This window comes from Streptomyces sp. APSN-46.1 (assembly GCF_022815725.1).
In the GTDB taxonomy this organism is placed as follows: domain Bacteria; phylum Actinomycetota; class Actinomycetes; order Streptomycetales; family Streptomycetaceae; genus Streptomyces.
The window spans coordinates 153,391-168,578 of sequence record NZ_JALGRF010000011.1 but is presented as its reverse complement, the minus strand read 5'-3'; the positions used below and the strand labels follow the sequence as shown (position 1 = coordinate 168,578).

Here is a 15,188-nt window from a genome sequence, read left to right as displayed (position 1 = left end):
GCGAGGCTGGATCTTTCAGCCTCGCCGGCGTTTGAGGCGCGGGGGTCCGGGGGCAGCGCCCCCGGGAACCGGCCTCAGCGCGCGGTCTTGGTGTGGACGTAGTCCACCAGGCGGGTCAAGGCGTCCGGGTCCGTGGTCGGGAGGACGCCGTGGCCCAGGTTGAAGATGTGGCCCTCCAGGCCGGCGGCGGCGGCGAGGACCTCGTCCGTCTTCGTCTCGACCGCCTCCGGGGTGGAGAACAGCACGGCGGGGTCCAGGTTGCCCTGGAGCGCCTTGCCGGGGCCCACACGGCGGACGGCCTCGTCCATCGGGACCCGCCAGTCGACGCCCATGACGTCCGCGCCGGCCTCACCCATCAGGCCCAGCAGCTCGCCCGTTCCCACGCCGAAGTGGATGCGCGGGACGCCGTACGAGGCGACGGACTCGAAGACCTTCGCCGACGCGGGCATCACCGAGCGACGGTAGTCCGCCGGGGCCAGCGCGCCGACCCAGGAGTCGAAGAGCTGGACCGCCGAGACGCCCGCCTCGATCTGCACCTTCAGGAAGGCGGAGGTGATCTCCGCGAGGCGGTCCAGCAGGTCCGCCCACAGCTCCGGGTCCCCGTACATCAGGGCCTTGGTGTGCTCGTGGTTGCGGGACGGACCGCCCTCGACCAGGTAGCTCGCGAGAGTGAAAGGCGCGCCGGCGAAACCGATCAACGGCGTGCTGCCCAGTTCACCCGTGAGCATGCCGATCGCCTCGGTGACGTACGAGACGTCCTCAGGGGTGAGGTCGCGCAGCTGTGCGAGGTCCTCGCGGCGGCGGATCGGCTGGGCGACGACCGGGCCGATGCCCGGCTTGATGTCCAGGTCGATGCCGATGGCCTTGAGCGGGACCACGATGTCGGAGAAGAAGATCGCCGCGTCCACCTTGTGGCGGCGGACCGGCTGGAGCGTGATCTCCGTGACCAGGTCGGGGCGCATGCAGGATTCCAGCATCTGCGTGCCCTCACGCAGCTTGCGGTACTCGGGGAGGGAGCGCCCGGCCTGTCGCATGAACCACACGGGGGTGTGCGGCACCGGTTCCCGCCGGCACGCCTTCAGGAAGGCGGAATCGTACGTCTGACTCGGCTGGCCCGTGGGGCGATCGTTGGCGCTCACGACCCAAATCTTCGCACGTATGAAGAAGTGCCCGACCCGGCGCGGGTGTCCCTGCGCCGTGGGGGCGCTCATTCCGCCTAGTCTTCCCCGCATGGCTGCGGCTCAGGGACGATTTTCAGATGGCGCTGACGGTATGGACAGCGCGAAGGAGAGCTCCGTCCCGCTCCCGTTCCGGCGGGCGGTCGACGGCTTGAAGAAGGCGCGGCTGCGGCCGGGCATCGAGATCGACCCCACCAAGCCGCCCCAGAGACTCGCGCCGCACGCGTACGCGCTGGAGGCGGCCGTCGTGGACGGCGAGGACGATCTGGCCGACGGCCGGCTGATCCTGCTCCACGACCCGGACGGGCACGACGCCTGGCACGGGACGTTCCGGCTGGTGACGCTCGTACGGGCGGAGCTGGAGCCGGAGATGGCCGCGGATCCGCTGCTCCCCGAGGTGTGCTGGTCCTGGCTGACGGGGGCGCTGGACGCGCGCGGGCTGACGTACGGGGAGGCGAGCGGGACCGTGACCATGGCGAGCTCGCACTACTTCGGCGGTCTCGCGGAGCGGCGGCCGGCCACCCAGATCGAGATCAGAGCCTCGTGGACGCCGCGCGAGGGGGTGGGCGGGGTCCCGGACACCTCGGCGCACCTGTCCGCGTGGTGCGAGCTGCTGTGCCAGATCGCGGGGCTGCCGCCGGCCGGGCCGACGGACGCCGGCACGGGCGTGGTCTCCCTGCCGCAGCGGCGCGGTCCGCACCACCCGTAGCCGCGGAGCCGCAGGCGCCGTAAGCCCTGAGCCGTACGGCGTGCCCCGCGCGGCCGATGAGGTCCGCGGTCCGGACGCGCGTCCGGACGGACACGCGGGCGCCGGGCACGCGGGCGCCGGGCACGCGGGCACGGGGCCCCGGGACGCGGTGCGACCGGTGCGACCGATCGAACCCGCAACACCGATCGAGCCCGCAACGGGGTACCGGAACGGAACGCCCGTTGTGGGCTTCTGATCACCCGATGATCGATCGTGCGTCCGAATTGCCCGAATTGTTACTCACCAAATCGTGATCATTCCCTAAAGCCGGGCGGGTGACGTGCCGAAGGAGTCAGTGACCATCCGCACGGTTCGCACCGGCTTCCTTCCCCGAGCCGGCCGTCCCGCCACTCCCCCAGGAGGCCTAGGTGTCCGTTCTTCTCGAGCAGCCCGCAAGCCTGGTCGCCTACCGCCCGAACAAGCCGACGGCCATGGTCGTCGTAGCCGACCCGCGCGTCCGCTCCACCGTGACCCGCCATCTGTGGGCCCTCGGAGTACGTGACGTCATCGAGGCGTCGTCCATCGCGGAGGCCCGCCCCCGCGTCGGAAGCCCGCGCGACATCTGCGTGGCCGACGTCCACCTGCCCGACGGTTCCGGTCTCACCCTGCTCTCCGAGACCCGCGCCGCGGGCTGGCCGAACGGCCTGGCCCTGTCCGCCGCCGACGACATCGGCGCCGTACGCAACGCCCTCGCGGGCGGAGTGAAGGGCTACGTCGTCACCGGCACGCGGACCAACATCGGGCTTCCCAACCGGCCCGGCGCCGCCCCCATCGGCGCCGCCGCCGCCCGTATGCACCGCCGCCCCCCGGGTGCCCCGAGCCACCCGGGCGGCTACCGCGAGCTCTCCGGCCGCGAGGTCGAGGTCCTGCGCCTCGTCGCGGAGGGCCAGTCCAACAAGGCCATCGGCGTCTCGATGGGCCTGTCCGCCCTGACCGTCAAGTCCCACCTCGCCCGGATCGCCCGCAAGCTGGGCACCGGCGACCGCGCCGGAATGGTCGCCGTCGCACTGCGGACCGGGATCATCCACTGAGGCCTTGAGGCCTTTCCCCGGGGCCCCGGCCAACGGCCGGGGAACCCGGGGGAACGTCCGTACGTCCACCTCGCGCCCGTCGCCGGAACGTTCCGGCGACGGGCGCCTCGTATGCACGGATACCCTGGACCGGTGACCGACGCCCAAGAGACCGCAGCAGACCTGCGCACCACCACCGGGGGCGGCCCCCCGGACGACATGGTTTCGTCCGATGGGCTGCCCATCCCCCTGCCCGTCCCCCTGCTCGAACCGCGCGAGGGGATTCCCCCCGTGGTCGCCGACGCCGACGCGCTCGCCCGGGTGGTCGCGGCCTTCGCCGCGGGCACCGGCCCCGTCGCCGTCGACGCCGAACGCGCCTCCGGATACCGCTACGGCCAGCGCGCCTACCTGGTGCAGCTGCGCCGCGAGGGGGCGGGATCCGCGCTCATCGACCCGGTGGGCTGTCCCGACCTCTCCACGCTGGGCGACGCCCTGTCCGGCACCGAGTGGATCCTGCACGCCGCCACCCAGGACCTGCCGTGCCTGCGCGACATAGGCATGGCGCCCACCTCCCTGTTCGACACCGAGCTCGCCGGCCGCCTGGCGGGATTCCCGCGCGTGGGTCTCGGCGCGATGGTCGAGGGCGTGCTCGGGTACGTGCTGGAGAAGGGCCACTCGGCCGTCGACTGGTCCACCCGGCCGCTCCCCGAGCCGTGGCTGCGCTACGCCGCCCTGGACGTCGAGCTGCTCGTGGACCTGCGGGACGCGCTGGAGAAGGAGCTGGACCGGCAGGGCAAGCTGGAATGGGCCCGCCAGGAGTTCGACGCCATCGCCGCCGCCCCGCCGGCCCCGCCGCGCAAGGACCCGTGGCGCCGTACGTCCGGGATGCACAAGGTGCGCCGGCGCCGGCAGATGGCCGTGGTCCGGGAGCTGTGGGAGTCCCGGGACCGGATCGCCCAGCGGCGCGACGTGTCACCGGGCAAGGTGCTGGGTGACGCGGCGATCGTCGAGGCGGCCCTGGCCATGCCGTTGAACGCGCAGGCGCTGTCGGCCCTGCCCGGTTACGGGCAGCGGATGGGGCGGCGCCAGCTGGAGCAGTGGATGGCCGCCGTGGAGCGGGCGAAGGCCCTGCCCGAGAACGAGCTTCCGCAGCCGGGGGCGACCCCGGCGGGTCCGCCGCCGCCGCGCTCCTGGGCGGACAAGGACCCGGTGGCCGCGGCCCGGCTGGCGGCGGCGCGCACGGCCGTCTCCGCCCTGGCGGAGGGGCTGAACCTGCCCCAGGAGAACCTGATCACCCCGGACACCGTCCGCCGCCTGTGCTGGGAGCCGCCGCTGCGGCTCGACGCGGACGCGGTGGCGGAGACCCTGGCGGGCTACGGCGCCCGCCCCTGGCAGATCGAGCAGGTGACCCCGGCGCTGGTCGAGGCCCTGGCCGTGACCGCCTGAGCGCACGGCACGACCAGAGAGAGCCCCCGGCCACCGGCCGGGGGCTCTTCTCGTCGCCGCTGTCACAGGCGCCGGGATGTGACGTTCGCCGCTCCTCGGGGAGGGGGTGTGCACATTGGTTACCCGCAAGTAGCATGGGTCGGGTGAGCGGGCGCTCAGCAACTCTGCCGAACGCGCCCCCGCGCAGCAGTGCACACCCGCACCTGGAGGAGAGCCAACGTGCCTCGTACCGTCAGGGACGTCGTCTTCGTCGACGGCGTCCGCACCCCGTTCGGCAAGGCGGGCCCGAAGGGCATCTACCACGAGACCCGCGCCGACGACCTCGTCGTGAAGGCGATCCGGGAGCTGCTGCGCCGCAACCCGGACCTGGACCCCAAGAAGATCGACGAGGTCGCCATCGCCGCGACCACGCAGATCGGTGACCAGGGCCTCACGCTGGGCCGTACGGCCGGCATCCTCGCGGGCCTCCCGCAGTCCGTCCCGGGCTACTCGATCGACCGCATGTGCGCCGGCGCGCTGACCGCCGTGACCGCCGTCGCGGGCGGCGTGGCCTTCGGTGCGTACGACGTCGCCCTCGCCGGCGGTGTCGAGCACATGGGCCGCCACCCCATGGGCGAGGGCGTCGACCCGAACCCGCGCTTCGTCTCCGAGAAGCTGGTCGACGAGTCCGCCCTGTTCATGGGCATGACCGCCGAGAACCTGCACGACCGGTACCCGACGATCACCAAGCTCCGCGCCGACGAGTACGCCGTGCGCTCGCAGGAGAAGGCCGCCAAGGCGTACGCCGACGGCAAGATCCAGCAGGACCTGGTCCCGATCTCGGTGCGCAACACCAACGAGGCGGTCGGCGAGACGGGCTGGGGCCTGGTCACCTCCGACGAGCCGATGCGCCCGGGCACCACGCTGGAGAACCTGGCGAACCTGAAGACCCCGTTCCGTACCCACGGCCGGGTCACCGCGGGCAACGCCGCCGGTCTCAACGACGGTGCCACCGCCGCGATCATCGCGTCCGAGGACTTCGCCCGCGAGAACAACCTCCCGGTCAAGATGCGCCTCGTCTCGTACTCCTTCGCGGGTGTCGAGCCGGAGGTCATGGGCTACGGCCCGATCCCGGCCACCGAGAAGGCCCTCGCCCAGGCCGGTCTCTCGATCGAGGACATCGGCCTCTTCGAGATCAACGAGGCCTTCGCCATCCAGGTCCTCGCGTTCCTGGAGCACTACGGCATCGCCGACGACGACGCCCGCGTGAACCAGTACGGCGGCGCCATCGCCTACGGTCACCCGCTCGCCTCCTCCGGCGTCCGTCTGATGATGCAGCTGGCCCGCCAGTTCGAGGAGCAGCCGCACGTCCGCTACGGCCTGACCACCATGTGCGTCGGCTTCGGCATGGGCGCCACGGTCATCTGGGAGAACCCGAACTTCAACGCCGAGGGAGACTCCAAGTGAGCACCACCGCTGAGCTCCTGAAGGGCGCGGCCGAGCTGTTCCCGGACGAGGTCGTCACGTCCGCGCACGTCCGCCACCTGGACCTGCCGTTCGGCGCGGGGCGCTTCGCGCTCATCACGCTGGACAACGGCTTCGACCACACCAAGCCGACCACCTTCGGCCCGCAGTCCCTCGCCAACCTGAACGCGGCGATCGACCAGGTCGAGCAGGAGGCCATCGCCGGCTCCATCGTCGGCGCGGGCATCACCGGAAAGCCGTTCATCTTCGCGGTCGGCGCCGACCTCAAGGGTGTCGAGCTGCTCAAGAAGCACGACGAGGCGCTCGCCATCGGCAAGGGCGGCCACGACGTCTTCAAGCGTCTGTCGGCCCTGGCCGTCCCCACCTTCGCCTACTACAACGGCGCGGCGATGGGCGGCGGTGTCGAGGTCGGTCTGCACTGCACCTACCGCACCGTCTCGAAGGCCATCCCGGCCTTCTCGCTGCCCGAGGTCTTCCTCGGCCTGGTTCCCGGCTGGGGCGGCTGCGCCCTGCTGCCGAACCTGATCGGCGCGGAGCGCGCGGTCTCGGTGATCATCGAGAACTCGCTGAACCAGAACCGGCAGCTCAAGGGCAAGCAGGTCTTCGAGCTCGGCATCGCCGACGCGATCTTCGAGGGCGCCGACTTCCTGGAGCAGTCCCTCCTGTGGACCGCCAAGGTCCTGGGGGGCGAGACCGAGGTCGTACGCGCCGAGGTCGACCGCGGCGAGGCCTGGGACGCGGCCGTCGCCAAGGGCCGCTCCATCGCGGACTCCAAGGTGCACGGCGCCGCTCCGGCCGCCTACCGCGCGCTGGACATCATCGCCGCGGCCAAGGACGGCGACGTCCAGGCCGGCTTCGACGCCGAGGACACCGCGCTCGCCGACCTCATCATGGGCGGCGAACTGCGCTCCGGCATCTACGCCTTCAACCTGGTCCAGAAGCGCGCCAAGCGCCCGGCCGGCGCCCCGGACAAGTCCCTGGCCCGTCCGGTCACCAAGGTCGGCGTCGTCGGCGCGGGCCTGATGGCCTCGCAGCTGGCGCTGCTGTTCCTGCGCCGCCTGGAGGTGCCGGTGGTCCTCACCGACATCGACCAGGAGCGCGTGGACAAGGGTGTGGGCTACGTCCACGCCGAGATCCAGAAGCTGCTCGGCAAGGGCCGCATCAACCAGGACAAGGCCAACCGCCTGACCGCCCTGGTGACCGGTGTGCTCGACAAGGCCGAGGGCTTCGCGGACGCGGACTTCATCATCGAGGCCGTGTTCGAGGAGATGTCCGTCAAGCAGACGGTGTTCGCGGAGGTCGAGGCGGTCGCCCCGGCGCACGCGATCCTCGCCACCAACACCTCCTCGCTGTCGGTGTCGGAGATGGCCTCCAAGCTCCAGCACCCGGAGCGCGTGGTCGGCTTCCACTTCTTCAACCCGGTCGCGATCCTCCCGCTGCTGGAGATCGTCCGCGGCGAGCAGACCGACGAGGCCTCGCTGGCCACGGCGTTCGGTGTCGCCAGGAAGCTGAAGAAGACCGCGGTCCTCACCAAGGACGCCCCGGCGTTCGTCGTGAACCGCATCCTGACCCGCTTCATGGGTGAGATCCAGAACGTCATCGACGAGGGCACCCCGGTGGTCACGGCGGAGAAGGCCATCGAGCCGCTCGGCCTGCCGATGTCCCCGCTGGTGCTGCTGGAGCTCGTCGGCCCGGCGATCGGTCTGCACGTCTCCGAGACCCTGAACCGCGCCTTCCCGGAGCGTTTCACGGTCTCCCCGAACCTGGCCGCCGTCGTCAAGGCGGGCAAGCGCGGCTTCTACGTCTACGATTCCGGCAAGCCGGAGCTGGACCCCGAGGTCGCCGCCCTCCTGGTGCAGGGCGATGTCGTCCTGACGGAGCAGCAGGTCCGCGACCGCGTCCTGGACGCGGTGGCACAGGAGATCGGCCTGATGCTGGAGGAGGGTGTCGTGGCCGAGGCCCAGGACATCGACCTCTGCCTCATCACGGGCGCCGGCTGGCCCTTCCACCTGGGCGGCATCACGCCGTACCTGGACCGCGAAGGCATCTCGGAGCGCGTGAACGGCAAGAAGTTCCTCGCCCCGGGCGTGGCGAGCGTCCCGGCGTAACCCGCCCCGCGGACAGGCGCTGAGACCGAAGCCCGCCCCCTTTCCGGGGGCGGGCTTCGGCCATTCGAAAGTCTGTCTATCATTCACCCCCATGACGGACAAGCAGGTGCGGCCCAGGAGCCGCGGCCGCCGCGTTCTGCGGATCTCCCTTCTGCTGGTGGCCGTGCTGGGCCTGGGCGCCGCGGGGGCGGGCTGGTGGACGTACGGCCACCTGAACGGCAACATCGACAGCGTCGATCTGGACCAGGCGATCGGGATCGACAACCGGCCGTCGAAGGTGGTCCCGAACGCCCAGAACGTCCTCGTGCTCGGCTCGGATTCGCGGGCCGGGGCCAACGCGGACCTCGACCACGGCGATGTCGGCGGCGCCCGCTCCGACACGACGATGCTCGTGCACATACCCGAGGGCCGGTCCAGGGCGACCGCGGTGAGCATCCCGCGCGACACCCTGATCACCCGGCCCGAGTGCAAGGACAAGGACGGCCGGGCCGTGCCGTCCGCGAACCGGGTCATGTTCAACTCCGTCTACTCCCTCGCCGGTCCGGCCTGTGTGGTCAAGACCGTGGAGCAGCTCTCCGGGATCCGCGTGGACCACTTCGTCGAGGTGGACTTCGCCGGGTTCAAGGGACTCGTGGACGCGCTCGGCGGGGTCACCGTCACCCTGGACAAGCCGATGAGCGGAGCCAAGGGCGGCCTCAAGCTGGACGCGGGCACGCACCGGCTGAACGGCACCGACTCGCTCCGGTTCGTCCGTACGCGCTACGGCTACGGGGACGGCAGCGACCTCGGGCGGATAGGCCTCCAGCAGCAGTTCCTGCTGGCGATGCTGGCCGAGGTGAAGAAGCAGGACGCCCTCGGCAATCCGGCGCGGCTGTACAAGCTCGCGGACGCCGCCACCAAGTCGCTGACCACGGACTCCGATCTGGCCTCGCTCACCGCGCTGTCCGACTTCGCGCGGAGCATGAAGGGCGTGGACCCGGCCACCATGGAGACCATCATGCTGCCGGTGGCCTACGACAAGGTGGACCCGAACCGGGTCGTCGTCGCGCAGCCGCAGGCGGACCAGTTGTGGGAGGCCCTGCGGACCGACCGGAAGGTCCCGGAGTCCGCGAAGACCTCCCCCGCCAAGGGCTGACGGGAGAGGTCTTCCGCTTCCAGTACTCCTAGAACTCCTGGAACTCCGCTAGAACTTCGCGTCGGGGCCGACCTTCCCGAGGCGGCTGTTGCGGCGCCCGTAGACGTAGTAGACGACGATGCCGACGCCCATCCAGATGCCGAACCGGATCCAGGTCTCGGCTGGCAGGTTGAGCATCAGCCAGAACGAGGCCGCGATCGACAGGATCGGGACCAGCGGCACCCACGGGGTGCGGAAGGCCCGGTGCAGGTCGGGGCGGCTGCGGCGGAGGATCATCACGCCGAGCGCCACCACCACGAAGGCGAACAGGGTGCCGATGTTCACCAGTTCCGCCAGCTTCTCGAGGCTGGTGAAGCCCGCGACGATGGCGATGATCCCACCGAGCAGGATGGTCGCCCGGTAGGGGGTGCGGTACTTCGGGTGGGTGACGGAGAAGACGCGCGGCAGCAGTCCGTCACGGCTCATCGCGAAGAACACCCGGGTCTGGCCCAGCAGCAGGATCATGCAGACGGTGATCAGGCCGACGGACGCACCGAGGCTGATGGCACCGGCGAAGAAGGGCTGGCCCACGGACTTGAAGGCTTCGGCGAGCGGGGCGCTCGCCGACATCTCCGTGTAGTGCTGCATGCCGGTGACGACCAGCGTCACGGCGACGTAGAGCACGGTGCAGACGGCCAGCGAGCCGAGGATGCCGCGCGGCATGTCCCGCTGGGGGTTCTTGGTCTCCTCGGCCGCGGTGGCCACGACGTCGAAGCCGATGAAGGCGAAGAAGATGAGGGAGGCCGCGGTGAAGATGCCCATGACACCGAAGTTGGTGGGCGCGTACCCGAAGAGCACCTGGATCAGCGGCGCGTGCAGGCCGCTGGTGCCCTCGGCCTGCGGTTGGGCCGGCGGGATGAACGGGGAGTAGTTGTCCGCCTTGATGAAGAACAGGCCCGCGATGATGACCAGCAGCACCACGGTGACCTTGATGGCGACGACGATCGCGGTGATCCTGGCCGAGAGCTTCGTCCCGACGACCAGGATGGCGGTCAGCGCGAGGACCAGCAGGAAGGCCATCAGGTCGAAGGTTCCTCCCGCGTCGGGCCCGGACAGCGCCGCGGGCATGTCCCAGCCGAGGTTGGTCGCCATGAGGTTGCGCACGTACCCGGACCAGCCGACCGCCACCACGGCGGTGCCGAGTGCGAATTCGAGCACCAGGTCCCAGCCGATGATCCAGGCGGGCAGCTCGCCGATCGAGGCGTACGAGAAGGTGTACGCCGAGCCGGCCACCGGCACGGTGGACGCGAATTCGGCGTAGCAGAGCGCCGCGAGCGCGCAGACGATGCCCGCTGCGACGAAGGAAAGGGAGGTCGCGGGTCCGGCGTTGTTCCGGGCCGCGATGCCGGTGAGGACGAAGATGCCGGTGCCGATGATGACGCCGACGCCGAAGACGGTCAGGTCCCAGGCGGAGAGCGACTTCTTGAGCTGGTGCTCGGGTTCCTCCGTGTCACGGATGGACTGCTCGACCGACTTGGTACGGAATTGGCTGTTCAGATCCGATGTCACGGGCACCTCCGAACTGGGGTCCCCCCGGCGGAGCCAGGGGGTAGTCCCGGCACACGGACGGGCCGGGTGAACCATCCCCTAAAGGATGATCTCCCGGCCCGTGGCGTGCAACAGGGCGGACCCGGCGGGGGTCAGTCGACGGCGGCGGCCGGCTCGCTGTCGTAGCGGCCGTCCAGCTTGGCGACCAGGCCCGTGACCTGCCGGGCGATGTCCGGCGCGGTCAGCCCGATCTCGGCCATGACCTCCTTGCGGGAGGCGTGGTCGAGGAAGCGCTGCGGAATGCCGAAGTCGCGCAGCGGTACGTCCACACCCGCGTCCCGCAGGGCCTGCGAGACGGCGGCGCCGACACCGCCGGTGCGGCCGTTGTCCTCGACGGTGACGACGACCCGGTGGCCTTCCGCGAGCGGGGCCAGGGCCTCGTCCACGGGCTTGACCCATCGGGGGTCCACGACGGTGGTGGAGATGCCCTGTTTGTCGAGCAGGTCGGCGATTTCCAGGCACATCGGGGCGAGCGCGCCGACCGAGACGAGCAGTACGTCCGGCCGGGTGACTTCGGGGGCCGGGGTGCGCAGCACGTCCATGCCGCCGATCCTGCCGACGGCCGGGACGGCGGGGCCGACGACGCCCTTGGAGTAGCGCACGACGGTCGGCGCGTCCTTGACCTCGACGGCCTCGCGCAGCTGGGCGCGCAGCTGCTCGGCGTCCCGCGGGGCGGCCAGCCGCAGGCCGGGCACGACCTGCATGATCGACATGTCCCACATGCCGTTGTGCGAGGCGCCGTCGGTGCCGGTGACACCGGCCCGGTCTAGGACGAAGGTGACCCCGCACTTGTGCAGGGCCACGTCCATCAGGACCTGGTCGAAGGCGCGGTTGAGGAAGGTCGCGTACACCGCGAAGACCGGGTGGGCGCCGCCGGTGGCCAGGCCCGCCGCCGAGGTGGCGCCGTGCTGCTCGGCGATGCCCACGTCGAAGATGCGGTCGGGATAGGCGTCCGCGAACTTCTTCAGGCCGACCGGCTGGAGCATGGCCGCGGTGATCGCGACGATGTCCTCGCGCTCCTTGCCGAGCTTGACCATCTCGTCGGCGAAGACGGAGGTCCAGCTGGCGGCGTCGGTGCTGACCGGCAGGCCGGTGTCCGGGTGGATGACGCCGACCGCGTGGAAGCGGTCCGCCTCGTCCTGGACGGCCGGCTCGTAGCCCCGGCCCTTCTGGGTGAGGCAGTGCACGATGACCGGGCCGCTGAAGCGCTTGGCGCGCTGCAGGGCGGACTCCAGGGCCTCGACGTCGTGGCCGTCGATGGGCCCGATGTACTTCAGGCCCAGGTCCTCGAACATGCCCTGCGGGGCAATGAAGTCCTTCAGGCCCTTCTTGGCGCCGTGCAGGGTCTCGAAGAGCGGCTTCCCGACGACCGGGGTGCGCTCCAGGATCTCCTTGCCGCGGGCCAGGAAGCGCTCGTAGCCGTCCGTGGTGCGCAGGGTCGCCAGGTGGTTCGCGAGGCCGCCGATGGTGGGGCCGTACGAGCGCTCGTTGTCGTTGACGACGATGACGAGCGGGCGGTCCTTGGCGGCGGCGATGTTGTTCAGCGCCTCCCAGGCCATACCGCCGGTCAGCGCGCCGTCTCCGATGACGGCGGCGACGTGGTGGTCCTCGCGGCCCAGTACCTCGTTGGCCTTGGCCAGGCCGTCGGCCCAGCCCAGCACGGTGGAGGCGTGGGAGTTCTCGATGACGTCGTGGTCGGACTCGGCGCGCGAGGGGTAGCCCGAAAGGCCGCCCTTGGAGCGCAGGTTGCCGAAGTCCTGGCGGCCCGTGAGCAGCTTGTGGACGTAGGCCTGGTGGCCGGTGTCGAAGAGGACCTTGTCCTTGGGCGAGTCGAAGACCCGGTGCAGGGCGATCGTCAGTTCGACCACACCGAGGTTGGGGCCGAGGTGCCCGCCGGTCTTGGAGACGGCGTCGACGAGGAAAGACCTGATCTCGGCGGCGAGCTGAGTGAGCTCCTCCTGGCTGAGCGGGTCCAGATCGCGCGGTCCCTTGATGCGGGGCAGCAGCACCCGTGCCTCCTTGCAGTTGCTTGCTGATCTGACGAGTCTAATGTTCCGCTCCCGGCGGCCGTCATCGGGCGGTACCGGGTCGGTCACACCTTTGTCATACATGAACACACCATCGCGAGGTCACACATCACAAACGGGCGTATACCCGCACAGCTGTACGCACAGATGTACGCACAGGTGCCCGGCGCCACACGAAGTGGCACCGGGCACTGTGACCGGTCTTACCGTGCCGGGGCGCCGATCAGGCGCGTCCGGCCGTCTTCTGGGTCTTGCGCGTGACCGAGTCGATCACGACGGTGGCGAGCAGCACCGCGCCGGTGATCATGTACTGGATCGGCGTCGCGATTCCCTCCAAGGCCAGACCGTACTGGATCGAGATGATCACCATGACGCCGAGGAGGGCGTTCCAGGTGCGGCCCCGGCCGCCGAAGAGGCTGGTGCCGCCGATCACGGCGGCCGCGATCACGTTCATCAGCAGGTCGCCGGCACCGGCGCTCTGGTTGGCCGCCGCGATCTTGGAGGCCCAGAAGAGCCCGCCGACGGCGGCGAAGGTGCCCGAGATCGAGAAGACCGCGATCCGGATCCCGGTGACGTTGATGCCCGCGCGGCGGGACGCCTCGACGCTGCCGCCGAGCGCGAAGATGTTGCGGCCGAAGGAGGTGCGGCGCAGGACGAAGTCCGTGCCGACCAGGACGACCACGAACAGCACCACCGCGAGCGGCAGGCCCTTGTACTGGTTGAACACCGCGGCGGGGCCGAAGGTGAACACCGCGAGCAGGCCGGTGCGCAGCAGGATCTCGCCGAGCGGCCGGGACGGGACGCCCGCGGCCTGGCGGCGGTTGTTGTCGGAGAAGGTGGCGAAGAAGTACACCGCCACCGCGACCGCCGCGAGACCGTAGGCCGCGGCCACGTCCGTGAAGTAGTACGTGGTGAGCTGGCCGACCACACCGTCGGAGTCGATGTTGATCGTGCCGTTGCTGCCGAGGATCTGCAGCATCGCGCCGGACCAGAACAGCAGGCCCGACAGGGTGACGGCGAAGGCCGGTGCGCCGATCCGGGCGAAGAAGAAGCCGTGGATCGCGCCGATCAGCGCGCCGCCGGCGATGGCGGCGAGGATGGCCAGCCACTCGTTCACGCCGTGGGTGACGGCGAGGACGGCGAAGACCGCGCCGGAGACACCGCTGACCGAGCCGACGGAGAGGTCGATCTCGCCGAGCAGCAGCACGAAGATGATGCCGACGGCGATCATGCCGGTGGCGACCATCGTGATCGCGATGTTGGTCAGGTTCTCCGGGGAGAGGAAGTTCTCGTTCAGCCCTTGGAAGATGCCCCAGATGATGATCAGGCCGACGACGACCGGGATGGAGCCCAGGTCACCCGCCTTCATCTTGCGGCCGAACTCGCTCAGGTAGCCGGAGAGGCCCTGCTCGCGGACGAGCAGGCGCGGGTCCACGGCCGGGATGGCGTCCGCCGGGGCGGCCGGATTGGCGAGCTGAGCCACTTCTTCCGCGTGGGTGTGGTGTTCGGTGCTCACTTGCGGGCCTCCCCGGTGCGGGCCGCCCGGCGGGTCACGGCGTTGTCCGTGGCACCGGTGATGGCGGAGATGATCTCTTCCTGCGAGGTGTCGGCGACGTTGAAGACGCCGTTGTTGCGGCCCAGCCGCAGGACCGCCACCTTGTCGGCGACTGCCTTCACATCGGCCATGTTGTGGCTGATGAGGATGACGGCGTGGCCGCGCTCGCGCAGCCGCTCCACGAGGTCGAGCACCTGTGCGGTCTGCTCGACGCCGAGGGCGGCGGTGGGCTCGTCGAGGATGACGAGCTGGGGCTCGCCGAGCATCGAGCGGGCGATCGCCACGGTCTGGCGCTGGCCGCCGGAGAGCGAGGCGATGGGGATCCGGACGCTGGGGATCCGGATGGACAGGGTGGTCAGGAGCTCGCGGGCGCGGCGCTCCATCTCCACCTCGTCGAGGACACCGCGGCGCTTGAGTTCGCGGCCGAGGAAGAGGTTGCCGACGACGTCGATGTTGTCGCACAGCGCGAGGTCCTGGTAGACCGTCGCGATGCCCAGGTTCTGGGCGTCGTGGGGCTTGGTGATCGAGACCGGGCGGCCCTCCCACTCGATGACGCCGTCATCGATGGGGTGCACGCCGGCGATCGTCTTGACCAGCGTGGACTTGCCGGCGCCGTTGTCGCCGACCAGGGCGACCACCTCACCGGAGTGGATCTCGAGTTCTACGTCGGTCAGGGCCTGAACGGCGCCGAACCGCTTCGAGACCCCTCGCAACGCCAGCACGGGCGCAGCGGACACATGAACCATCTCCTTCGCCGCCTGACCGGCGGGGATGTCGTGCAAAAGAGCAGGAGCGGGGCGAATGGGGGGACTTGGCGGTATGGAGGAAGCGTTTCTGTCCGGCGCCCCGCCGGTGGCGGGGAAAGAGGTGGCGGGGCGCCGGACAGGCGCGGGGGCTCCTCGCGGGGAGGGAGGCCGGTTTCCGGGGGTC

The 15,188-nt window shown here is 70.5% G+C and carries 11 protein-coding genes; 6 read left to right on the top strand and 5 right to left on the bottom strand.

Annotated features, from left to right (window positions below; translation table 11 throughout):
* Window positions 1–74: 74 nt before the first annotated feature.
* Complete coding sequence (gene hemE, locus MTF65_RS24845; RefSeq protein WP_243631157.1) at window positions 75–1,139, bottom strand: uroporphyrinogen decarboxylase; 1,065 nt, start codon at window positions 1,137–1,139, stop codon at window positions 75–77.
* 91 nt (window positions 1,140–1,230) lie between these two features.
* Between hemE and MTF65_RS24840 the strand changes: the two genes are divergently transcribed.
* The 6 genes from MTF65_RS24840 to MTF65_RS24815 all read left to right on the top strand — a co-directional run bounded on the left by MTF65_RS24840 (window position 1,231) and on the right by MTF65_RS24815 (window position 9,089).
* Window positions 1,231–1,887: a DUF3000 domain-containing protein gene (locus tag MTF65_RS24840; protein WP_243631156.1), complete on the top strand. Its 657-nt coding sequence runs from the start codon at window positions 1,231–1,233 to the stop codon at window positions 1,885–1,887.
* A 407-nt stretch (window positions 1,888–2,294) separates the two neighbouring features.
* A complete protein-coding gene (locus tag MTF65_RS24835) occupies window positions 2,295–2,957 on the top strand; it encodes a response regulator transcription factor (RefSeq protein WP_243631155.1) in 663 nt (220 codons plus the stop codon).
* A 132-nt stretch (window positions 2,958–3,089) separates the two neighbouring features.
* On the top strand, window positions 3,090–4,382 hold the full coding sequence (locus MTF65_RS24830; protein WP_243631154.1) for a ribonuclease D: 1,293 nt from the start codon (window positions 3,090–3,092) through the stop codon (window positions 4,380–4,382).
* A gap of 219 nt (window positions 4,383–4,601) precedes the next feature.
* Window positions 4,602–5,828, top strand: a complete 1,227-nt coding sequence (locus tag MTF65_RS24825; RefSeq protein ID WP_243631153.1) for an acetyl-CoA C-acyltransferase — start codon at window positions 4,602–4,604, stop codon at window positions 5,826–5,828.
* A complete protein-coding gene (locus MTF65_RS24820) occupies window positions 5,825–7,954 on the top strand; it encodes a 3-hydroxyacyl-CoA dehydrogenase NAD-binding domain-containing protein (RefSeq protein WP_243631152.1) in 2,130 nt (709 codons plus the stop codon). The genes MTF65_RS24825 and MTF65_RS24820 overlap by 4 nt, the downstream gene beginning before the upstream one ends.
* A 91-nt stretch (window positions 7,955–8,045) precedes the next feature.
* A complete protein-coding gene (locus MTF65_RS24815; RefSeq protein ID WP_243631151.1) occupies window positions 8,046–9,089 on the top strand; it encodes an LCP family protein in 1,044 nt (347 codons plus the stop codon).
* A 48-nt stretch (window positions 9,090–9,137) separates the two neighbouring features.
* Here the strand turns inward: MTF65_RS24815 and MTF65_RS24810 are convergent, their stop codons facing one another.
* The 4 genes from MTF65_RS24810 to MTF65_RS24795 form a co-directional block, all read right to left on the bottom strand.
* A complete protein-coding gene (locus MTF65_RS24810; RefSeq protein ID WP_243631150.1) occupies window positions 9,138–10,637 on the bottom strand; it encodes an amino acid permease in 1,500 nt (499 codons plus the stop codon).
* 131 nt (window positions 10,638–10,768) lie between these two features.
* Window positions 10,769–12,685, bottom strand: coding sequence for a 1-deoxy-D-xylulose-5-phosphate synthase (gene dxs, locus MTF65_RS24805; RefSeq protein ID WP_243631149.1), 1,917 nt, complete (start codon window positions 12,683–12,685; stop codon window positions 10,769–10,771).
* 241 nt (window positions 12,686–12,926) lie between these two features.
* Complete coding sequence (locus MTF65_RS24800) at window positions 12,927–14,219, bottom strand: sugar ABC transporter permease (protein ID WP_374207291.1); 1,293 nt, start codon at window positions 14,217–14,219, stop codon at window positions 12,927–12,929.
* A complete protein-coding gene (locus MTF65_RS24795; RefSeq protein ID WP_243631148.1) occupies window positions 14,216–15,004 on the bottom strand; it encodes an ATP-binding cassette domain-containing protein in 789 nt (262 codons plus the stop codon). Before MTF65_RS24795 ends, MTF65_RS24800 begins: the two co-directional genes overlap by 4 nt.
* Window positions 15,005–15,188 lie beyond the last annotated feature (184 nt).